Annotated in this window: 19 protein-coding genes; 13 read left to right on the top strand and 6 right to left on the bottom strand. The window is 69.9% G+C overall.

The genetic code is table 11. From position 1 onward, the window contains the following. The first annotated feature begins 12 nt into the window (after positions 1 to 12). The 10 genes from sucD (at position 13) to bpln_RS15315 (ending at position 12,832) form a co-directional block, all read left to right on the top strand. Positions 13 to 894 carry a succinate--CoA ligase subunit alpha gene (gene sucD, locus bpln_RS15360; RefSeq protein WP_042625910.1) on the top strand — a complete coding sequence of 294 codons (882 nt, stop codon included), beginning with the start codon at positions 13 to 15 and terminating at the stop codon, positions 892 to 894. A 362-nt stretch (positions 895 to 1,256) separates the two neighbouring features. Continuing rightward, positions 1,257 to 1,958 (top strand): TerC family protein, encoded by a 702-nt coding sequence (locus tag bpln_RS15355; RefSeq protein ID WP_042625909.1) that lies wholly within the window; start codon positions 1,257 to 1,259, stop codon positions 1,956 to 1,958. Between the two features lie 176 nt (positions 1,959 to 2,134). Beyond that, entirely contained in the window at positions 2,135 to 2,743 is a 609-nt protein-coding gene (locus bpln_RS15350; protein ID WP_055139206.1) for a pilin, read from the top strand. A gap of 288 nt (positions 2,744 to 3,031) precedes the next feature. Continuing rightward, positions 3,032 to 4,813, top strand: a complete 1,782-nt coding sequence (locus bpln_RS15345) for a PglL family O-oligosaccharyltransferase (RefSeq protein ID WP_055139205.1) — start codon at positions 3,032 to 3,034, stop codon at positions 4,811 to 4,813. A 248-nt stretch (positions 4,814 to 5,061) separates the two neighbouring features. Then, on the top strand, positions 5,062 to 5,523 hold the full coding sequence (locus bpln_RS15340; RefSeq protein WP_042625906.1) for a DUF2501 domain-containing protein: 462 nt from the start codon (positions 5,062 to 5,064) through the stop codon (positions 5,521 to 5,523). 110 nt (positions 5,524 to 5,633) lie between these two features. Beyond that, the gene (locus bpln_RS15335) at positions 5,634 to 5,996 is read left to right on the top strand and encodes a TonB family protein (protein WP_042625905.1); all 363 of its coding nucleotides are present in this window, start codon (positions 5,634 to 5,636) and stop codon (positions 5,994 to 5,996) included. 570 nt (positions 5,997 to 6,566) lie between these two features. Next, positions 6,567 to 9,302 (top strand): type VI secretion system Vgr family protein, encoded by a 2,736-nt coding sequence (locus tag bpln_RS15330; RefSeq protein WP_148654027.1) that lies wholly within the window; start codon positions 6,567 to 6,569, stop codon positions 9,300 to 9,302. Positions 9,303 to 9,320: 18 nt separating this feature from the next. Then, positions 9,321 to 10,487, top strand: coding sequence for a DUF2515 family protein (locus bpln_RS15325; RefSeq protein ID WP_055139204.1), 1,167 nt, complete (start codon positions 9,321 to 9,323; stop codon positions 10,485 to 10,487). A gap of 103 nt (positions 10,488 to 10,590) precedes the next feature. Then, entirely contained in the window at positions 10,591 to 11,430 is an 840-nt protein-coding gene (locus tag bpln_RS15320) for a hypothetical protein (protein ID WP_244132132.1), read from the top strand. Positions 11,431 to 11,704: 274 nt separating this feature from the next. Then, positions 11,705 to 12,832, top strand: a complete 1,128-nt coding sequence (locus bpln_RS15315) for a porin (protein ID WP_055139202.1) — start codon at positions 11,705 to 11,707, stop codon at positions 12,830 to 12,832. Between the two features lie 109 nt (positions 12,833 to 12,941). Here bpln_RS15315 and moaC read toward each other — a convergent pair whose 3' ends face one another. Beyond that, positions 12,942 to 13,421 (bottom strand): cyclic pyranopterin monophosphate synthase MoaC, encoded by a 480-nt coding sequence (gene moaC, locus bpln_RS15310; protein WP_055139552.1) that lies wholly within the window; start codon positions 13,419 to 13,421, stop codon positions 12,942 to 12,944. A 153-nt stretch (positions 13,422 to 13,574) separates the two neighbouring features. Between moaC and bpln_RS15305 the strand changes: the two genes are divergently transcribed. Then, positions 13,575 to 15,266 carry a M48 family metalloprotease gene (locus bpln_RS15305; protein WP_055139551.1) on the top strand — a complete coding sequence of 564 codons (1,692 nt, stop codon included), beginning with the start codon at positions 13,575 to 13,577 and terminating at the stop codon, positions 15,264 to 15,266. An 11-nt stretch (positions 15,267 to 15,277) separates the two neighbouring features. Here the strand turns inward: bpln_RS15305 and bpln_RS15300 are convergent, their stop codons facing one another. From bpln_RS15300 to bpln_RS15280, 5 genes are all read right to left on the bottom strand, one after another. Continuing rightward, on the bottom strand, positions 15,278 to 15,892 hold the full coding sequence (locus bpln_RS15300) for a DUF2946 family protein (RefSeq protein WP_055139201.1): 615 nt from the start codon (positions 15,890 to 15,892) through the stop codon (positions 15,278 to 15,280). Next, the gene (locus bpln_RS15295; protein ID WP_055139200.1) at positions 15,885 to 16,931 is read right to left on the bottom strand and encodes a hydrolase; all 1,047 of its coding nucleotides are present in this window, start codon (positions 16,929 to 16,931) and stop codon (positions 15,885 to 15,887) included. The genes bpln_RS15300 and bpln_RS15295 overlap by 8 nt, the downstream gene beginning before the upstream one ends. A 16-nt stretch (positions 16,932 to 16,947) precedes the next feature. Continuing rightward, on the bottom strand, positions 16,948 to 17,394 hold the full coding sequence (locus bpln_RS15290) for a nuclear transport factor 2 family protein (protein ID WP_055139199.1): 447 nt from the start codon (positions 17,392 to 17,394) through the stop codon (positions 16,948 to 16,950). Positions 17,395 to 17,487: 93 nt separating this feature from the next. Continuing rightward, a complete protein-coding gene (gene waaF / locus bpln_RS15285) occupies positions 17,488 to 18,528 on the bottom strand; it encodes a lipopolysaccharide heptosyltransferase II (RefSeq protein ID WP_055139198.1) in 1,041 nt (346 codons plus the stop codon). Between the two features lie 153 nt (positions 18,529 to 18,681). Beyond that, positions 18,682 to 18,876: a zinc-finger domain-containing protein gene (locus bpln_RS15280; RefSeq protein ID WP_015876899.1), complete on the bottom strand. Its 195-nt coding sequence runs from the start codon at positions 18,874 to 18,876 to the stop codon at positions 18,682 to 18,684. Positions 18,877 to 19,247: 371 nt separating this feature from the next. On the opposite strand from bpln_RS15280, the gene bpln_RS15275 reads away from it, so the two are divergent. Then, a complete protein-coding gene (locus tag bpln_RS15275; protein WP_042625897.1) occupies positions 19,248 to 20,042 on the top strand; it encodes an AzlC family ABC transporter permease in 795 nt (264 codons plus the stop codon). Then, positions 20,039 to 20,362 (top strand): AzlD domain-containing protein, encoded by a 324-nt coding sequence (locus tag bpln_RS15270; RefSeq protein ID WP_042625896.1) that lies wholly within the window; start codon positions 20,039 to 20,041, stop codon positions 20,360 to 20,362. Before bpln_RS15275 ends, bpln_RS15270 begins: the two co-directional genes overlap by 4 nt. Positions 20,363 to 20,390 lie beyond the last annotated feature (28 nt).

The following is a 20,390-nucleotide window of genomic DNA, read 5'->3' as shown; positions in this document are numbered from 1 at the left end:
AGAGGTCAATACATGTCGATTCTGATCAACAAAGACACCAAGGTCATCACGCAGGGCATCACCGGCAAGACGGGCCAGTTCCACACGCGCGCGTGCCGCGAGTACGCGAACGGCCGCGAGGCATTCGTCGCGGGCGTGAACCCGAAGAAGGCCGGCGAGGATTTCGAAGGCATTCCGATCTACGCGAGCGTCAAGGAAGCGAAGGCCGAAACCGGCGCGACCGTGTCGGTCATCTACGTGCCGCCGGCAGGCGCGGCAGCGGCGATCTGGGAAGCCGTCGAGGCCGATCTCGATCTCGCGATCTGCATCACGGAAGGCATCCCCGTGCGCGACATGATCGAGGTGAAGGACCGCATGCGCCGTGAAGGCCGCAAGACGCTGCTGCTCGGGCCGAACTGCCCGGGCACGATCACGCCGGACGAACTGAAGATCGGCATCATGCCGGGCCACATCCACCGCAAGGGCCGCATCGGCGTCGTGTCGCGTTCGGGCACGCTGACGTATGAAGCCGTTGCGCAGCTGACGGCACTGGGCCTCGGCCAGTCGTCGGCGGTCGGTATCGGCGGCGACCCGATCAACGGCCTCAAGCACATCGACGTGATGCAGATGTTCAACGACGATCCGGACACGGACGCGGTCGTGATGATCGGCGAAATCGGCGGCCCGGACGAAGCGACGGCAGCCGAGTGGATCAAGGGCAACATGAAGAAGCCGGTGGTCGGCTTCATCGCCGGCGTCACGGCGCCCCCGGGCAAGCGCATGGGCCACGCCGGCGCGCTGATCTCGGGCGGTGCCGATACGGCCGAAGCGAAGCTGGAAATCATGGACGCGTGCGGCATCAAGGTCACGCGCAACCCGTCGGAAATGGGCCGTCTGCTGAAGGCAGCGATCTGAGTTTTCGTCCGGGCTTCGCCCAGCAGCATCGAAACGCCGGCCTCGCGCCGGCGTTTTTTGTTAGGCTTCGTGGATGATGTTGAAAGGTGGCGGCGCGGGTCGGATCCGGTCGTTGCGTTGCATTCAGCCGCCGCGTTTTATCGTGACGGCCGGTCGCCGCATCGGGCTGCCGTATCGGGCTGCCGCGTCGGGCTGCCGCGTCGGGCCGTCACGTGCGGCCTTCACCGCGCTGCGCTCGCGCCACCTGTCGATCGCATCCGGTTTCGTGCCACGGCAAGCCTTGCCGCCCGCACGAGCCATTCGCGCCGCGCGCGAGCCGTTCGCGCGCTTTCCTTCCCATCCTTCTTTCCAGTTTCCCGCCGATGATCGAATTTTTCGCCACGCTTCACTGGGCGGCCGTCGTGCAGATCGTCGTCATCGATCTGCTGCTCGGCGGCGACAACGCTGTCGTGATCGCGCTGGCCTGCCGCAACCTGCCTGCCTCGCAACGCCTGCGCGGCGTGATCTGGGGCACCGTGGGGGCAATCGTGCTGCGCGTGGTGCTGATCGCGTTCGCGGTGCTGCTGCTCGACATTCCGTTCCTGAAGCTCGCGGGCGGCCTGCTGCTGCTCTGGATCGGCGCGAAGCTGCTGGTGCCGGCCGACGACGCGCACGACGGCATCCAGGGCGCGGACCGGCTGTGGGCCGCGGTGCGCACCATCATCGTGGCCGACGCGGTGATGAGCATCGACAACGTGATCGCGATCGCGGGTGCCGCCGAGCGCGCCGATCCGCACCACCGGCTCGCGCTCGTGATCTTCGGGCTGGTGGTCAGCATTCCGGTGATCGTCTGGGGCAGCACGCTGGTGCTGAAGCTGCTCGACCGCTTCCCGGTGATCGTGATGTTCGGCGCGGCGCTGCTCGGCTGGATCGCGGGCGGCCTGATCATCGCCGACCCGGCGCTCGACCGCTGGCAGCAGCTCGACGCGCCCGCCGCCGGTTACGCCGCGAGCATCGCCGGGGCGATCCTGGTGGTGGTGGCCGGCACGGTGTGGAAGCGGCGCCGGACGGCCGGCGCGCATTGAGGCGCGGCTTCGCGGCCCTGGCGTGACGCGGCCGCGGCGGGCGAGGGCGGGGAGCGTTTCCTTGCCGCGCTCGCGACGCTGGCCATCCGGCCGACTGCCCCGCGCCTGGCGGGCTGGCTACGATCGACGTGCCCGTCCTGTCAGCGGCGGGCAATCGTTCGTTTCCGGAGCCCGTCATGTTCGAAGCCTTGTCCGTTGCCCTCCTTCAGCAGTTCTCGCGGCGCCTGTGCGGCACGCGCATCCGCGCGCCGGCCGGCTCGTGCCGGACACGGCGGCGCGCCTTCACGCTGATCGAGCTGATGATCGTGCTGGCCATCGTCGGCGTGGTTGCGGCCTATGCGATCCCCGCGTATCAGGACTATCTGGCCCGCAGCCGCGTCGGCGAGGGCATCTCGCTCGCCTCGTCGGCGCGGCTCGCGGTGGCGGAGAACGCGGCGAGCGGCGCGCCCCTCGGCAGCGGCTACGGCTCGCCGCCCGCCACGCGCAACGTCGAATCGATCGCGATCGACGACGAGACCGGCCAGATCCGCATCGCCTACACCACGCGCGTCGCGCAGGCCGGCGCGAACACGCTGGTGCTGGTGCCGTCCGCGCCCGACAACGCCGAGGCGCCCACCGCCCGTGTCGCGCTCGCGAAGGGCACGCTGCAGGCCGGCTCGATCACCTGGGAGTGTTTCGCGGCGGGCAAGACGGCCTCGTCGCTGCCGGCGCCGGGCTCGGGGCCGCTGCCGGCCGACGGGGCGACGCTCGCGGGCCGGCTCGCGCCGCCGGAGTGCCGCGGCTAGCGCGGGGCGGCTTCGCGCGGCGGCATGGGGGAGTCTGCCGGCATGCCGGCCGGTGGCGCGTGAATGCGGCGCGATGCCGAGGGCGGTACGGTCGTGGTGCGGTGAGATGGCAGCGCATGGCGATCACGCCCGCGGCGCACGCGATGCGTGATCCAATGTGCCGGCAAACGGGGGCGGACCATCGAAAACCGGCCCGCGGCTGACGATGTGCCGACAGTTGCGCACGCGAGCGACTCAGCACCGGAAAATTTTTGTATAGTGCGCCGGTTGCTGACATCCGGTTCGCTCATGCCTTCTTCCGTTCTGCGTTCTTTGGCGCTGATTGCGCTCGCCGTCGCCCTGATCCTGCCTTACGCGGTCACCAACCACACCTATCCGATCCCGACGTTCTATTCCGAATTCACCGCGTTCGGTCTCTATGCGCTGCTCGGCGTGCTGGTGGTGCTGCTCGCGCGCGGCGAGCGCGCGATGCGGCCGTTCGCGGCGCCGCTCGCCTGGGGCGCGCCGCTCGCGTTCGGCGCGGTGCTGATCGTGCAGACGCTGGTGCTGCCGCTGTCGCAGCCGTCGATGAACTGGCTCGCGCTCGGCTACCTGCTCGCCGCGCTGGTGGCGATGCAGTCCGGCTACGTGCTGGGCCGCGTGCTGTCGGTGGAGGCCGTCGCGCGGATGATGGCCGGCGCGATGATCGTCGGCGGGGTGTTCGCGGTGGGTTGCCAGATCGTGCAGCTGCTCCATCTCGAACATACGTTCTCGCCGTTCGTGGTCAGCTACGGCGTGCTTGCTGACCGCCGGCCTTACGGCAACATGGCGCAGGCGAACCATCTGGCCACCTACATCGCGTTCGCGCTCGCGAGCACGCTGTACCTCGCGCAGGCGCGCCGGCTGCCCGCCTGGGGCTGGCTGCCGCTGTCGGTCGTGCTGTCGGCCGGGCTCGCGTTCACGGTGTCGCGCGGGCCGTGGCTGCAGGTGGCGGTGATGGTGGTGGCGGGGCTCTGGGCGGCGCTGGCCGCGGCGCGGCGCGGCGAGGGGCGCGGTGCGGCGTGGCTGTACCCGTTCGCGCTCGCGGTGGTGTTCGTCGCGGTGAACGTGGCGGTGCGCTGGGCCAACCTGCACTACCACCTCGGCCTCGCGGAATCGGCCGCCGAGCGCATGCGCGACGCCGGGCAGATCGCGCCGCGCCTCGCGCTCTGGAAGTACGGCCTGACGATGTTCCGCGAGCATCCGTGGCTCGGCGTGGGCTGGGGCGAATTCCCGCTGCATCAGTTCGAGCTGGTGCGCGCGCTCGGCGGCGTCGAGATCGCCAACAACTCGCACGACATCTTCATCGACCTGCTCGCGAAATCGGGCGTGCTCGGCCTCGGCGCACTGCTCGTCACGCTGCTGCTGTGGTTCGTGCGCGCGCTGCGCGTGCCGCATACCGGCGAGCGGCTCTACGGCCTCGCGCTGCTGGGCGTGCTGCTGATGCATGCGCTCGTCGAGTATCCGCAGCAATACACGTTCTTCACGCTGCCCGCGATGTTCGTGATCGGCCTGCTCGAGACGCGCTCGCTGCGCGCGCTGCCCGGGCGGCTCGCCTACGCGGTGTTCGCGGTGGTGTCGGTGGCGGCGGTGCTCGCGCTCTATCCGGTGCTGCGCGACTATCAGCGCGCGGAAGTGCTCTATTACGGCGCGAATCCGGCCGAGCAGTATCGCGAGGCGCCGTCGTTCCTGTTCGGCGCCTGGGGCGAATACGGCGCGGCGACGCTGATGCCGCTCTCGCGCGATGGTCTGCCGGCCAAGCTGGCCGCGCACCAGCACGCGATCGCGCTGCTGCCGGGCGAGACGGTGCTGCGCCGCTACGCGGTGCTCGAAGCGCTCGACGGGCGCGACGGCGACGCGCTCGACACGGTCGCGCGCCTGCGGATCTTCGCCGAGGAACTGCACGACTGGCCGGCGCAGCTCGCGGCGCTCTACAAGCTCGTCGACGCGCAGCCGTCGCTGGGCGCCTTCAAGCAGGCGCTGGTGGCCCGCTACGGCAAGGACATGGCCGCGGCGGACGACGATGACGACGGCGACGATTCGGACGACTGACGCGTGCGCGTGCGCGAAGCGCGGGTGGCCTCGCGTTGACGTGCGAGGCGCGGGATGCGGTGAATGAAACGAACAGCCGCATTGGTGCGTTTCACGGCATGGATCCCGTCGCCCTGGCGCCACGGGCATCCGTCAAAGATCGTCAATTCCACCCGGATGGCGCGGCGTCTGCCCCGGTCGGCGGCGAAGCTTCGATTATCCTGACAGCGGCATGGGCGGCACCGCCGTCCACCACCAGGAGGATCACGATGAAACTTCGCACTGGCCGGGCCGTTGCCGCCGGCGTCATGATCGGTCTGTCGTTGCCCGCCACGCTGGCCTGGGCCCAGTTCGGCGACATGCTCAAGCAGGCCGGCGGCGCGGCCACGCAGAATTCGGGCGGGCTCGCCGGCAATCTCGGCGGCCTCGGCGGCGTGATGGGCGGCGGCTCGTCGCTGATGCCGGGCAGCCTCGGCAACGCGGCCGGCGTGCTGCAGTTCTGCATCCAGAACCAGTTCCTCGCCGGCGGCGGCGCGAGTTCCGTGAAGGACGCGCTGGTCGGCAAGCTCGGCGGCAATCCGGGTGCCGATGCCGGGTTCACGAGCGGCAGCAGCGGCATCCTCGACGCCGGCAACGGCAAGACGCTCGACCTGAGCGGCGGCGGCATCAAGCAGCAACTCACGAAGCAGATTTGCGACAAGGTGCTGACGCAGGCGAAGTCGATGCTGTAAGCTCGTCGCGCGCGCCGCTTCCGAACGGCGACACAACGAAACGAGACCACGCGGCGCGCGCCACCATCGCGAGCACGCCCGCGCGACGTACCTACGGGGAAGCCTTCCACATGATTCGCCACGCGAAGCATTTCGCCTTGCCGCTCGTGCTTGCGCAGCTTGCCGGCTGCGCGACCTTCCAGTCGCACGACAACACGCTGTCATGCTCGATTCCGGTGGCCGCGTACCCATCCGACGCGCGTCCGCTCGACCGTCAACTGACGGTGCTCGTGCGCGCGCTGATCAGCGCCGAGGGCGAACCCGGGAACGTGACGGTCACCACCAGCAGCCGCAACGCGGCGGCGGACCGGGCCGCCGTGGCGGCGATGTCGCGCGCGCACTGCACGCAGCACGCCGCGGACGGCAGCCGGCCCGCGCCGTTCACGCTGACGCAGCCGTTCGTGTTCGAGCCGGCCGGCGCGCCGGGCAAATGACGCGTGGGCCTCGCGCCGATGCCGTCGGGCGTCGGCGCGAGGCCGGCAATGCGAGCGACTCGATCGGCGGGGCGGCGCGTCGGCGAACACGAGGCGGGTGCCCCCAGGCGCCTGACGGTGCCGATCGTCCCTCATGCTTTGCCGCCGGTGCTCTCGCACCGCGGCGCCCGAACCTTCCCGGGCACCGAACGCCCGAACCCAGGGCGCAAACCATCTCCAGTTCCCCGCGCTGCCCGAATCGCCGAGCCATTCGGCACTGAACTGCGCCACCGGGCCGAAGCCGCCGCTAATGCCTGCGCCGCCATCGCCGCCTCCCTCCCGCATCGCTCGCGGCGCGTCACGCCGAGAACGCCGACGAAGAACTCCACCATCTTCCCTTATCCCAAGGAAAAAGGGGCGAATCGTCGCCGATTCCACCGGCTTCCCGCCGGGTCCCTGAACACCCCGATCGACCGTCGCGCCGCCCGTTCGCTGTAGAATCGTCGCTGATTGATTCAGCCGGGAAGGCCGGTCCCGGGAGAGCGCAGCACCACTCTGGCCCGGCAACGGGCCCTGCAAGAGGGGGAGCGGATGAACACGACCGATCTGGTATCGGCGATTCGCGGTGGCCTGATCCAGCAGGATCGGCTGATCAAGACCGACATTCCGGCGTTGCCGTCCGACACGATGGTGCCGTTGCGCGCGATCGTCTCGGCGGAGTTGGGGCGCGACTTCAGCGTGACGCTCGAGCTCGTGTCACCGGCCGACGACGTCGAACTGAAGACGCTGATCGCGCAGCCGATCACGCTCTGGGTCCGGCAGGCCGACCGCAGCTACCTGCCGGTCAACGGCTACATCCACACCGCGCGCCGCCTCGGCGCCGACGGCAGCCTCACCACCTACCAGCTGACGTTCGCGTCCTGGCTGCATTTCCTGCGCTTTCGCCGCGACATGCGCTGCTGGCAGGACCAGAGCGCCGACGCGATCATCACCGATGTCTTCAACGCGCATCCGCAGGCGCGCGGCCGCTTCACGTTGATGCTCTCGACGCCGCTGCCGGCGCGCTCGTACTGCCGCCAGAGCGAGACCGACTGGAACTTCGTGCATCGGTTGATGGAGGACGAGGGGCTCTACGGCTTCTGGCGCCACGACGCGGACGGCGGCTCGCACCGCTTCGTCGTGGTCGACGACATCCACGCGCTCGACCCGCTGCCGGGCGGCACGATCCGCTTCGCGCGGGCCGGCACCGGCGACGAATCCGACGCGTTCACGCAATGGGCCGGCACGCGCACGCTGCAGAGCGTCGCCTACATGACGCGCACGTTCGACTACAAGGCGCCGTCGGTGCCGTCGAACCCGAAGGGCACCACGCTGCCGACGCGCGCGGACCAGGGCACGCTGCCGGGGCAGCTGGAAGTCTACGAATACACGGGCGCCTACACGTTCGCCACGCAGGATCGCGGCGATCACCTGTCGAAGCTGCGGCTCGAGGAATGGGAGTCGCGCGCGAAGCGCTTCGAGGCGGTGGGCGGCGTGCGCGCGATCGACGCCGGCCGGCGCTTCACGCTGGTCGACCATCCGGAGCACGATGCCGACGCCGCCGCGCAGCGCGAGTTCGCGGCGCTGAGGGTACGGCGCTACATCGAGAACAACCTGCCGCTGTCGGAGCAGGAAGCGAACTTCCCGCACGGGCTGAAGACGCGGCTCGCGGCGGCGAAGCGCGAGAGCGCGAGCGAGGCCGCGGGCGCCGCCGATGCTGCGGGCGCCGCCGGCGTCGTCACGCATGACGACGGCTCGACCGGCTTCTATCGCGTCGAGGTCGAAGCGCAGCGCACGACGCTGCCTTACCGCAGCCCGTTCGAGCACGCCAAGCCGGAGATGGCGCTCGAGACGGCGATCGTCGCCGGCCCCGACGGCGAGGAAGTCCATACCGACGAGTTGAACCGGATCCACATCCGCTTCATCTGGGACCGGCTCGACACGGCCGACGGGCAGGCTTCGTGCTGGGTGCGCGTGGCGCAGGCCGACACGGGCGGCGGCTACGGCGGCGTCCACATGCCGCGCGTCGGCGAGGAGGTGGCGGTCGGCTATCTCGGCGGCGACTGCGACCGGCCGATCGTCCTGCATCGTGTCTACAACGGCTCGGTCAAGCCGCAATGGCATGACAACGGGCTGCTGTCGGGTTTCCGCTCGAAGGAATACGCGGGCAGCGGCTACAACCAGATGGTGATGGACGACGCCACCGGCCAGAACCGCGTGCAATTGATGAGCAGCAGCGCCAACAGCATGCTGCAGCTCGGCTACCAGATCGCGCAGAGCGGCAACGCGCGAGGCGCCTATCTCGGCAGCGGCTTCGACCTGCGTACCGATACCTACGGCGCCGTGCGCGCGAGCCGCGGCCTGCACCTGACGACGCACGCGAAGCCCGCGGGCAGCCAGCCGCTCGATGCCACCGAGGCGCGCCAGCAACTGCAGGGCGCCGGCTCGCTGGTCGAGGCGATGTCACAGGCGAGCGCGCGGCATCAGGCCGAGCCGCTGCAGGCGGGCCAGGACGCGCTCGAGCAGTTCACCGACGCGACGCTGCAGAGCCGGTCCGGCAGCGCCGCGGGCGGCCTGACGGCGGGCGGCGGCACCGGCAGCGCGAACGTGTTCGGCAAGCCGGTGATGCTGTTCGCGAGCCCGGACGGCATCGCGCTGGCGTCGCAGCAGTCGGTCCATCTGGCCGCGGACCAGCAGATCAATCTGGTCGGCGGCGCCAGCACGCATCTGGTAGCCGGCAAGTCGCTGGTGGCGAGCGTGGTCGACCGGCTCAGCCTGTTCGTGCAGAACGCCGGCGCGAAGCTGTTCGCGGCGAAGGGCAAGGTGGAGATCCAGGCGCAGGCCGACAACCTCGAACTGACCGCGCAGAAGACGCTGAAGATCGTCTCGGCGACGCAGCGGATCGAGGTGGCCGCCGGCCAGGAGGTGCTGCTGACCTCGGGCGGCGCCTACGTGCGGCTCCAGGGCGGCAACATCGAGATCCACGCGCCGGGCCGCATCGACGTGAAAGGCGCCTCGCATGCGTTCACCGGCCCGACGCGGCTGCATACCAATCTCGGCGCGTTCAAGCAGACCGCCGGGCCTTACGACGAAGCGCTGCAGTTCAAGGACGAACTCGGCAAGCCGGTGCCGAACCTCGATCATCTGCTGCAGATGCGCGGCGACCTGATGAAGACGGCCGCGAGCGACCAGGGCTCGATCTCGCGCGTGTTCAGCCAGTCGCCCGATCCGATCCAGGCTTACCTGCACGTGCCGAACATCCGGATCGGCTCCGACCAATTCGAATGACGCAACCGGGAGGCTCGCGTGGCGGACTCATCGCTGGTGAATCAGGAGGAAGGCACGGTGTATCTGAAGGGCGGCCTGCTCGGCGAGAGCACGCTGAACCAGACGCCGGATTCGTGCAAGGATTGCACGCTCAAATGCGAGCATCAGTGGTCGATGGTCCAGATGGACAACATCGCGCTGGAAGCGGACGGGCTGACCTTCCTGAAGGATCCGATGCGGCGCGCGAAGCGCACCGCCGGCAACTACGCGCAGCTGTTCCTCGGCGACGAGGGCACCGACAAGGCCGGACGTTTCTACTGGCCCGGCCTCGCCGCGTTCGCGGCCAAGGAAGTGGTGGCCGGCATGGACCTCGCGCTGCACTTCCTGTCGTGGGACAAGGCGCAATCGGCGCTCGGGCAGGCGCGGATGTCGGCGATCGTCACGTTCTACTATCTGGCCAAGGGCAACCTGTGGGTGTTCCTCGAGGTCACGACCTGGCACCTGTTCTACCGGCAGTACGGCAAGGATCTGTTCGAGCACTGCAAGTCCCGCCGCAGCGTGTCGAGCTACGACGACGTGGTGCAGAAGATCGTGCGGGACCTGCCGTGGGCGATGGGGCAGAACAACGGGCTGATCGACGAGCTGAAGAAGAGGTCGAACCCGCTGTGGGTGATCGGCGGCGACATGATCCGCGATGGCGCGGCGATCGCGGAAATGGAGGAGTGCAAGGTGACGGGCTATCTGTCGAACGGCTTCGCGCTGCTGGAGAGCTACGAATCGGCGGGCATGCAGCAGCGCCCCGACCTGGCCTACAAGGCGGCGTGGCAGTTCCTGCTGCACGAGCAGACGATGCACCTGCAGGCGATGGTGTACAACCATCAGGAGTTTCGCGACGCGATCGACATGAACGATTTCGGCCGGCTGCCCGTATTGCGGCTCGTTTCCGGCGCGAAGGATCCGACGCTGTTCTTCAACGCCTCGGCGGCCATCGACCCGAACGATGCTCGGCTGAAATCGGCTGGCCTCGGCGAGAATGACATCAAGGTCACCATGGAGCGCAAGGACGGCAGCCTCTACGACGCGACCGAACGCATGAAATACGTGAGAAAGATCCTCGACAAGTACCACGCGCTGATGTCGAGCCAGCGCTACCGGCCGTACATGATCCAGCAGATTTCCACGATCGCGGGCTGGAAGGATGCGTAGGCGCCTGCGCTTCGCGATACTCGCGCTGCTCGTCGCATCGTGCGCGGGCGGTTACGGCTGGCACATGACGGCACCCTCGATGGCGCGCAACGGGACCACGACCATGCAACCTGATTTGAGCTTCGGGATCGGCGACAACGGCGACGAGGTGGTCCGCACGGCGCGGGTCCCCGTCAAGCGTTCGCAGCTCTCCACCGCCTTGATGTACGACGCGAGCCGGATCGCGACCGGCGTCGAGCCGGTGTTCGAGTTCCGCGACGCGAGGCACGGCATGCTGCTGCCGCAGGCGTCCGACGTCGAGTTCATGTCCGACACCGAGGAGGGCGGCAAGGTCCGCACCATCCACGTCGTGTTCAAGGTGCCGGTCTCGCCCGCCGACGTCCACGACACGGCCGCGTTCGACGCCTACGACCAGGCGATGTACCGCTACGTGGCGGGCGTGCTGCAGGTGATCCGGCAGGCCGGCTGGAAGCGCTACATTCCGCTCTCGTCGCCGCGCCTCGAAGGCAAGCGCACCTATTCCTTCACGCCGGAGAGCTACGCCGGGCCGACCTATGCGGCCTCGCCGTCGCTGGTGGAGGCCGATCCGGGCTACGCGTTGACGCTGGACGACTGGCGGCATCTGTCGCACGGCGGCACCACGCTCTGGCAATGGTATGCGGACGGGAAATTCGTCGAACTGAAATACGAGCGCGACGAGCGCTCCGCCGATCTGCCGATTACGCTCGGTGATCGGCTCGATCTGCGGATTCAGTCGGAAACCGCGTGGCTCGACACGTTCGGGCCGACCTATGAGGCGGCCCGGGCCAAGTACGCGAGCGAGATACCCGCGTTCCTGCAGCAGCGGCATGCGGCCGAGGCGAAGGCGCGGGCCGCCGGGGCGCGCATTCTGACCGACTGGACCGATCCGGCGATTGCAGGCGTGGCGGTGCCGAAGCCGTGAGGCGGGTGGTGGAGCGCGTGAATCGATTGCGCGTTGATTGCAATTCGCTGACGGGATGCTTCGTTTTCCCTGCGGCTCACGACGAGCGTCGCGGCTTGCCGTGCCTCGAAATCCGCCTCAGGTCCGGATCCGAAATCAATCGTCATCCTGCACGTGTCGCGCCGCGGCCACACCGGTAAACGCCGCGAAAGTTTGGCTCTCTAGAATCCCCGTCCGCAGTCGTAGTTGCCGCGCAAAACATCATCACGAACCAAACGCGCTTCACGGGGAATTCATGAAAATCGCAAAAACGCTGGTCCCGGCGATGCTGGCCGTCTCCGCCGGCCTGGCTCATGCACAGAGCAGCGTCACGCTGTACGGGACGATCGACGAGGGTTTCGAGTACGTCAGCAATCTGGGCGGGAAATCGGACTACGCCCTGGTGAGCGGCAACCGCCAGCTTGGCGACCGCTGGGGCCTGAAGGGCAGCGAGGATCTGGGCGGCGGCCTGCATGCGGTCTTCCAGCTCGAAAACGGTTTCAGCATCAACAACGGCGCGCTGTCGCAAAGCGGCGAGATGTTCGGCCGTCAGGCGTTCGTCGGCCTGTCGTCGGAGCGCCTCGGCACGGTCACGCTCGGCCGCCAGTACGATTCCGTGGTCGACTACGTCGCGCCGCTGAGCGCGGCCGGCAGCTGGGGCGGATCGTTGTTCTCGCACCCGTTCGATGCCGACAATCTCGACGAAACGTTCCGCATCAACAACGCGATCAAGTACGCGAGCCCGGAATACGCGGGGCTGCAGTTCGGCGGCCTTTACGGCTTCAGCAACCAGGCCGGCGGCTTCGCGTCGAACCGCGCCTGGAGCGTGGGCGCGCGCTATCGGCTCGGCTCGCTGGTGGCCGCGGCGGGGTTCACGGATGTCGACGGCGAGGATCTGAACACGAGCGGCGCCGCGGTGGGGACGCCCTACGAGGCGGCCAAGCAGACGGTGGCGGCCGCGGGCCTCGGCTACGCGTTCGGTGCGGCGACGTTTGGTTTGGTGTACACGCATACGAATCTCGACGGCGCGCCGGTGAACACGGTCCTGCGCCACGTGCGATTCGACAACATCGAGTTCAACGCGAAATACGACGTCACGTCGGCGTGGTATCTGGCGATGATGTACCTGTATACGAGCTCGTCGGTCCAGATCGACGGCCTGAAGGCGAACCCGTCGGTTCACGTCACGGCGCCGCTCAACAGCCCGCATTACAACGAGATCGGGTTGACGGTGGGCTACCACCTGTCGCGACGCACCGAGGTGTATCTGCAAGGCCTTTATCAGCACGCGTCGGGCAACCAGAATGCGTCGATCGGCGCGCTCGACGAATCGTCCACGGGGAATCAGACCGTCGCGCGCGTGGGGATTCGGACTGCGTTCTGAGTTGGTGTCGGCGGTGGGGGCGGGGAGGGGGTATTTCCACCTTCGACAGCGGGTCGCGTCGCGTGGAGCGGCGGCCCGCCCTGCGCATCGGTGTGAAGCTGGCAGGGGCTCAGACCGCCGCCACCCAATCCCCCGATTTCCCGCCCTTCTTCTCCACCACCCCCACATCGGTGATCACCATCCCCCGATCCACCGCCTTGCACATGTCATAAACGGTCAGCAGCCCGACCTGCACGGCCGTCAGCGCCTCCATCTCCACCCCGGTCCGGCCGAGCGTCTCCACCTGCGCCGTACACCGCACGCCCGGCAGCGCCTCGTCGAACGCGAAATCGACCGTCACGCGCGTCAGCGCGAGCGGATGGCAGAGCGGAATCAGGTCGGACGTGCGCTTCGCGCCCTGGATCGCCGCGATCCGCGCCACGCCGATCACGTCGCCCTTCTTCGCGCGGCCGTCGCGGATCAGCGCGAGCGTGTCGGGCAGCATCCGGATCGCGCCGCGTGCCACGGCGACCCGACGCGTTTCCTGTTTGTCGCCGACGTCCACCATATGCGCGTGGCCCGCCGCGTCGAAGTGAGTCAGTCCTGACATGATGCGCTCCTGAAGATGGGCGCCCATCATAGCAGCGCGCCGCCCCAGTACAATGTGCGCGATTCGCCCGGCGTGGATTCCGGGGCGCGCCGCGCGCCGCCGTCGAATCGCGCCGCGGGCCACCCATCGCATCCGCCGCGTTCGATGTCACCCATGCGTCTGAAACCGCTGCTCACCGTCTCGCTGTCGCTGGTTCTCGCGCTGCCGCCGGGCAGCCGCGCGCAGTCGTCGCCCACGCCGCCGCTGCCGCTGCCGCGCATTCTCGACGCCATTTCCACGGCGCCAGAGATTCCGTCCGAGATCGCGCCGGGCGTGTTCGGCACCTACGGCGGCGAGCACGCGCGGCTCGCGGGCACGCCGGGTGCGGCGGCGCCGAGCCTGCGCGGGCCGCTGCAGAACCAGCAGCTGCCCGATCTCGGCGACGGCTCGGGCGGCGCGCTGACGCCGCAGGCCGAGCGCCGCCTCGGCGAGCGCGTGATGCGCGAGATCCGGCGCGATCCCGATTATCTCGACGACTGGCTCGCGCGCGACTACCTGAATTCGGTCGCGGCGAAGCTGTCGGCCGCGGCGGCCGCGCAGTTCATCGGCGGCGATCGTCCCGATTTCGACCTGTTCCCGATGCGCGACGGCCAGATCAACGCGTTCTCGCTGCCTGGCGGCTTCATCGGCGTGAACACCGGCCTCGTGATCATGACGCGCACCGAGTCCGAGCTGGCCTCGGTGCTCGGCCACGAAATGGGCCACGTGCTGCAGCGGCACATCGCGCGCATGCTCGGCGCGAGCGAGAAGACCGGCTACGCGGCGCTCGCGGCGATGCTGCTCGGCGTGCTGGCCGGCGTGCTCGCGCGCAGCGGCGACCTGGGCAGCGCGATCGCGGTGGGCGGCCAGGCCTACGCGGTCGACAACCAGCTGCGCTTCTCGCGCGGCGCCGAGCGCGAGGCGGACCGCGTCGGCTTCCAACTACTCGCGGGCGCCGGCTTCGATCCGTACGGGATGCCGGGCTTCTTCGAGCGCCTGGAGCGCGCGTCGATGGGCGACGCGGGCGTGCCCGAATACGCGCGCACCCACCCGCTCACGATCGACCGGATCGCCGACATGGACGCCCGCGCGCGCCGCGCGCCGTATCGCCAGCCGCGCCAGTCGAGCGAATACGCGTTCGTGCGCGCACGGCTGCGGATCCTGCAGCTGCGCGCGCCGTCCGACATCGCCGACGAGGTGCGGCGCATGCGCGGCGAGATCGACGACCGGCTCGCGCCGAACGTGGCGGCGAACTGGTACGGCATCGCGCTCGGCGAGATGCTGCTCGGCCACTATCCGGAGGCGGACGCGGCGCTCGCGTCCGCGCGCGCACGTTTCGAACGTTTCGAGGCGGACGAGGGGGCACGGACGGCCAGCTCGCCGAGCCTCGACGTGCTGGCCGCCGACATCGCGCGCCGCGCGGGCCGCGCCGACGACGCGGTGCGGCTCGCGGCGGCGGCGCAGCGGCGCTGGCCGGCCTCGCACGCGGCGATCGCGATGCATCTGGAGTCGCTGCTCGCGGCCAGGCGCTTCGGCGAGGCGCAGGCGCTCGCGCAGGGGCAGGCCCAGTCGGACCCGCGCCAGCCGGACTGGTGGCGCTATCTCGCGCAGGCGGCGCAGGGCGGCGGCGACGCGATCATGCGGCGCCGCGCGCTGGCCGAACAGCTCGCGCTCGGCGGCGCGTGGCCGTCGGCGATCCGCCAGCTGCAGGAGGCGCGCGACGACAAGTCGGTCGGCTTCTATGAGCAATCGATCATCACCGCGCGGCTGCACGACTTCGAGGCGCGCTACCAGGAAGAGCAGGCCGACCGGGACGAACGCGGGTAGGGCCGCGTGCCTTAGCTGCCGTCCGTGCCCGGCGCCTCGGCACCGCCGGCGCGGGCCGCCGGGCTCGCGACGAACGCGAAGCGCGCCGGCACCTCGTCGCGGCGGATCGCGGCGAGCGCGAGATCGACGCCCGGCCGCCAGTGGAAGCTGCCGCCGGTGCCGTCGTCGTCGAGCGTGGCGTGGTCGGCGAACAGGTCGAGGTCGTGGTCGTGCAGCACGGCCACGCGCGGCGGCGCGCCGGCATCGGAGAACAGCACGCCGCCCGCGTCGTCGAGCCAGGCGGCGGCCGGCTCGAACGGCGCGCCGGCCTGGTCGGTCAGCGTCAGCGCGCCGTCCGCGTCATCGGTGGCAGCGGCGAGCCGCACGACCCACGGCGTGTAGGCCAGCTCCACGTACACGCGCTGCGGCCCGTTCTGGAAGAACCACTGGCCGGCCTCGTCGCACGCGTAGTTGCGCGTGATGAACGCGATCAGCGCGGCGTGCCGGATCGGCGAGCCGGGCGCGCCGGCGGCCTGGGCGGCCTCGTCGCGCATGCGCCAGTCGCCGCGCCGGTCGAGCCGCAGCCAGCCGGTGCAGTGCGGCACGTTCGGCCATCTGGCGAGGGCCTGGCGGACGATCTCATCCATGTCTGGCGAGCGCCGAGGGCGCGAAGCGGGAAAGGAAACGGAGCACGCGCAGCGGCATCCAGTCGTCCTGCCCGGGGAACGGGCCGGTCATGAAGCCGACGTGGCCGCCGTGCGCGGGCTGGTCCAGTTCGACGGCCTGTGCGACGTCGGCCGGCCCCGGCAGCGCCGAGGCGGGCAGGAACGGATCGTTGCGCGCGTTCAGCAGCAGCGTCGGGATCTCGATGGCGCGCAGCAGCGGGCGCGTGGTGGCGCGGGTCCAGTAGTCGTCGGCGCTCGCGAAGCCGTGCAGCGGCGCGGTGACGATGTCGTCGAACTCGTGCATGGTGCGCGCGGCCAGCATCCGGCTCGCGTCGAACAGCCCCGGATGCTGGATCAGCTTGGCCGAGGCCTTGATCTTCAGGGTCTTCAGGAACGAGCGCGTGTAGACCATCGAGAAGCCCTGCGAGATCGCGAGGCCGCCGGCGTGGACGTCGAGCGGCGTCGACACGGCCGCCGCCGCCGTGACGATCGCCCGATCGCCGCGCCGCTCGCCGAGCCAGTGCAGCAGCACGTTGCCGCCGAGCGACACGCCGACCGCGAGCACCGGACCGCGATGGCCGTTGCCGAGCCGGCGCAGGATCCAGTCCACCTCGGCGCCGTCGGCCAGATGATAGAAGCGCGGCAGCCGGTTCATCTCGCCGCTGCAGCTGCGGAAATGCGGCACCACGCCGTGCCAGCCGCGTTCGCGCGCGGCGGCCATCAGCAGCAGCGCGTAACGCGAGTCGGAGTTGCCCTCGAGGCCGTGGAACACCACCATCAGCGGCGCGTCGGGCGCCGGTTCGGCGCCGGCCGGATGGCTCAGCCAGTCGAGATCGATGAAGTCGCCGTCGGGCGTGTCCCAGCGCTCGCGCCGGTAGACCACGGCGGGGCGGCGCCCGAACAGGGCCGGGAAGATGGTCTGCGCGTGGCTGTTGGGCAGCCAGCGCGGCGCGCGGTAGCGCGGGGTGCCGGCCGGGTCTTCGGGCCCGGCGAGTGGCGAGGGAGGGGACGCGGTGGACATCGCGCAGGTGCCTCGCTCAGTGCAGCGGGCCCTGGCCGTGGCGGATCTTGGCGGCGAACTGGGTGGCCGCCTGCTCCGGGATCGGGCTCGCATGGATGTGCGCGATCCGCCATTCGCCGCGCTCGTGGATCATCACGTAGGTCGCGAACACCATGTCCGGCTCGGCGGCCGGGTCCGCGTACTGGTGCGCCTCGGCCACCGTGTAGACCACCGTGCCGAGGCTGTCGTAGACGCGGATGTCGAGCGGCTCGATCGTCACCGGCTGCGACGAGAGGTGTTCCCCGAAACCGCTGCGGATCTGCTCGAGGCCGTGCAGATGCGCGCCGTCGGACCAGATGCAGCTCGCGAAATCCTCGTCGATCCACAGGGCCATCAGGGCGTCGAGGTTCGCGTCGGCGACCGCCTGGTAATAGGCGTTCAGCGTGTCGGCGGCAGCTTCGAAGAGGCGGGCAAAACGTGGCATCGGGTTTGTCTCTCGCGCTTGCGCGCTGTTACGGGGCAGCGGCCGCGAAGCCGCCAGCGTCAGTCATGGCGTCAAGGTCGGACGCGGGGGCCGTCAGCGCTGCCCGACGAGCATCCCGCGCAGATCGGCGAATACCTGTTCCGGGCTCAGCTCGCGCAGGCAGTTCAGATGGCCGAGCGGGCATTCTCGCTGGAAACAGGGACTGCATTCGAGATGCAGCCATTGTACCTTTGCCAGATCGGACAGCGGCGGGGTGTGGCGCGGATCCGTCGAGCCGTACAGCGCGACGAGCGGCCGGCGCAGCGCGGCGGCCACGTGCATCAGCCCGGAATCGTTGGTGACCACCGCGTTGGCGCGCGCGATCAGCGCGCAGGCCTCGGTCAGCGAGGTCTGGCCGCACAGGTTGCGCACGCCGGGCGCCTGGTCGGCGATCGCCTGGGCGGCCGGAGCGTCCTTCGGCGAGCCGAGCGCGATGATCTGCGTATAAGGGAACGATTGGCCGACAATCCGCGCGAGCGCCGCGAAATGCTCGGGCGGCCAGCGCTTGGCGGGGCCGTACTCGGCGCCGGGGCAGAACACGATCAGCGGCTTGCGCGTGTCGAGATGGAAGCGCGCCGAAACGCGCGCGGCCTCGTTGAGGTCCGAATCGAGCCGCGGCATCGGCAGCGCCTGGAGCTTCTCGTCGAGTCGCGCGCCGGGCTTGTAGGCGAGCGCGGCGTAGAACGGCACCATCGGCGGGCGCGAGTCGCGCGCCTTCGGCGGGTTCGCGTGGCGCACGTTGAGCAGCGCGTAGCGTGACTCGCCGGTGTAGCCGATGCGCAGCGGGATGCCGGCGAGCCACGGGATCAGCGCCGACTTCAGCGAGTTCGGCAGCACGTAGGCGGCGTCGTAGCCCACCTCGCGCAGGTCGCTCGCGAGCTGCCAGCGGCGCAGCATCTGCAGCTTGCCGTGGGCCAGGTCGGTGGCGTGGACCGCGTGGATCTCGGGCATCCGTTCGAGCACTGGCGCGACCCAGCCGGGCGCCACCGCGTCGATTTGCAGGCGCGGATGCAGTTTCTTGAGCAGCGCGAAAAGCGGCTGCGCCATCAATGCGTCACCGATCCAGTTCGGTGCGATTACCAACGCGCGACGCATCAGGTCGATATCCGGTGTCGTAATGAAACGCGGCGCCGGGGCGCCGCGCTCGGGTTTGCGGGGAGGAGCGAAACGGGGCGCGGCCCGGGCGGCGCGCGCCTCGACGACCGGGGCGGCCGCGGGGCGTGCCCGGCTCGCCGGGGCCGTCGGCCGTCAGTGGCCGTGGACGACCTCGCCGTCGCGCAGCTTGTAGCGCGTGCCGCAGTAGGGGCAGCGCGCCTCGCCGTGCGTGACGTCGATGAACACGCGCGGATGGGCGCTCCAGCGCGCCATCGCCGGGTTCGGGCAGTACGCCGGCAGATCCTTCGCCGACAGTTCGACGAGCGGTCGTTCCTTGATTTCACTCATGGGCGGTCTCTTGTTGCGGTAAAGGGGGAACGGCGCGCGCGCCGCCCGGCGAATCACGGGCCGGATCAGGCGTGCCGTCGCTGCCCGACACGATAGCGAAAAAACCCCGCGCGCGGCATGCCGCTGTCCGATCGGTCACACCACGCCGTTTCGCGGGGCCGCCGCGCGTCGCCCGGGTCGGCGCGTGCCCGGCGTCGGGTCGGGCGCAGCCGGGCCGCGCCGGTCGGGCATTTTAGCGTCTTTTGCCGCCGCAACGGTTCGCCCGGGCACGGTCCGGCGCTATAATCGCCCGGTCGTTCAACAAAAGCACAACGGGAGACAACGCGGTCCGCGCGCCTGCCCGTCTCATTTGCGCCGCCCGGCGCCGTCCCATGCTCGCTCGCCTGTCCGCCACCGATCGTTATGCCTTCTTCCAGGCGTCGCGCGACTACGCGCCGACGCTGACCGCGATGCTGTCGTGGGGTCTCGTTACCGGTATCGCGATGAGCAAGTCGGTGATGACGACGGGGCAGGCGGTCTGGATGTCGCTGCTCGTCTACGGCGGCTCGTCCCAGCTCGCGGTGCTGCCGCTGATGGCGGCCAGGCTGCCGCTCTGGACCCTCCTGCTGACGGCCGCGATGGTCAACCTGCGCTTCGTGATCTTCAGCGCCGGCCTCGCGCCGCACTTCTCCTACCTGCCGATGTGGCGCCGGATCCTGATCGGCTATTTCAACGGCGACGTGATCTACCTGCTGTTCATCAAGCAGGGCTTCGCGACCGGCCACGTGCCGGGCAAGGAAGCCTACTTCTGGGGCATGGCGCTGCTCAGCTGGGTGTCGTGGCAGGCCTCGTCGCTGGCCGGCATCGCGCTGGCGAGCGTGGTACCCGACAGCTGGGGGCTGGGCCTGGCCGGCACGCTCGCGCTGATCCCGATCATGGTCTCGGCGGTGGCGAACCGCTCGACGCTCGCGGCGGTGGCGGTGGCCGGCGTCGTCGCCCTGCTGGCGCTCGACCTGCCGTACCGGCTCGGGCTGCCGCTCGCGGTGTTCGCCGCGCTCGCGGCCGGCACGCTGGCCGATACCTTCGTCGAGCGCGCGGACTGGCGCCGGCTGCGCGCCGAGGTGCGCAGCCGCGACGCGGTCGATCCGGCCGAGGCCGCCGGCGACGGCGACGGGGGCCGGCGATGAGCGGCGTCCCGGTCTGGTGGGTGATCGCGGGCATGACGCTCGTCACCGCGCTCACCCGCGCGCTGTTCCTGATCGGCGGCGAGCGCACCATCCTGCCCGAACGCGCCCAGCGCGCGCTGCGCTACGCACCGGCCGCGGCGCTCGTCGCGGTGGTGCTGCCGGACGTGCTCGACACGCCGGCCGGGATCTCGTTCTCGCTCGCCAACCACGATTTCTACGCGGCCGCTGCCGGCCTCGGCTGGTTTCTCTGGCGGCGCAGCATGATCGGCACGATCGTGGTCGGCATGCTGGTGTTTACCGCCCTGCGTCTGGTTATTTGACCCCTGAAACCGCGCGCGGCGGCTTGCT

It is taken from the genome of Burkholderia plantarii (assembly GCF_001411805.1).
Classification (GTDB): Bacteria; Pseudomonadota; Gammaproteobacteria; order Burkholderiales; family Burkholderiaceae; genus Burkholderia; species Burkholderia plantarii.
The sequence above is the reverse complement of the archived record's forward strand: the minus strand, read 5'-3'. Positions and strand labels throughout refer to the sequence as shown.

Coding starts and splice junctions, on each gene's coding strand:
- sucD (WP_042625910.1), top strand. CDS start 13: ATGTCGATTCTGATCAACAAAGACACCAAGGTCATCACGCAGGGCATC.
- bpln_RS15355 (WP_042625909.1), top strand. CDS start 1,257: ATGATCGAATTTTTCGCCACGCTTCACTGGGCGGCCGTCGTGCAGATC.
- bpln_RS15350 (WP_055139206.1), top strand. CDS start 2,135: ATGTTCGAAGCCTTGTCCGTTGCCCTCCTTCAGCAGTTCTCGCGGCGC.
- bpln_RS15345 (WP_055139205.1), top strand. CDS start 3,032: ATGCCTTCTTCCGTTCTGCGTTCTTTGGCGCTGATTGCGCTCGCCGTC.
- bpln_RS15340 (WP_042625906.1), top strand. CDS start 5,062: ATGAAACTTCGCACTGGCCGGGCCGTTGCCGCCGGCGTCATGATCGGT.
- bpln_RS15335 (WP_042625905.1), top strand. CDS start 5,634: ATGATTCGCCACGCGAAGCATTTCGCCTTGCCGCTCGTGCTTGCGCAG.
- bpln_RS15330 (WP_148654027.1), top strand. CDS start 6,567: ATGAACACGACCGATCTGGTATCGGCGATTCGCGGTGGCCTGATCCAG.
- bpln_RS15320 (WP_244132132.1), top strand. CDS start 10,591: ATGCAACCTGATTTGAGCTTCGGGATCGGCGACAACGGCGACGAGGTG.
- bpln_RS15315 (WP_055139202.1), top strand. CDS start 11,705: ATGAAAATCGCAAAAACGCTGGTCCCGGCGATGCTGGCCGTCTCCGCC.
- moaC (WP_055139552.1), bottom strand. CDS start 13,421: ATGTCAGGACTGACTCACTTCGACGCGGCGGGCCACGCGCATATGGTG.
- bpln_RS15305 (WP_055139551.1), top strand. CDS start 13,575: ATGCGTCTGAAACCGCTGCTCACCGTCTCGCTGTCGCTGGTTCTCGCG.
- bpln_RS15300 (WP_055139201.1), bottom strand. CDS start 15,892: ATGGATGAGATCGTCCGCCAGGCCCTCGCCAGATGGCCGAACGTGCCG.
- bpln_RS15295 (WP_055139200.1), bottom strand. CDS start 16,931: ATGTCCACCGCGTCCCCTCCCTCGCCACTCGCCGGGCCCGAAGACCCG.
- bpln_RS15290 (WP_055139199.1), bottom strand. CDS start 17,394: ATGCCACGTTTTGCCCGCCTCTTCGAAGCTGCCGCCGACACGCTGAAC.
- waaF (WP_055139198.1), bottom strand. CDS start 18,528: ATGCGTCGCGCGTTGGTAATCGCACCGAACTGGATCGGTGACGCATTG.
- bpln_RS15280 (WP_015876899.1), bottom strand. CDS start 18,876: ATGAGTGAAATCAAGGAACGACCGCTCGTCGAACTGTCGGCGAAGGAT.
- bpln_RS15275 (WP_042625897.1), top strand. CDS start 19,248: ATGCTCGCTCGCCTGTCCGCCACCGATCGTTATGCCTTCTTCCAGGCG.
- bpln_RS15270 (WP_042625896.1), top strand. CDS start 20,039: ATGAGCGGCGTCCCGGTCTGGTGGGTGATCGCGGGCATGACGCTCGTC.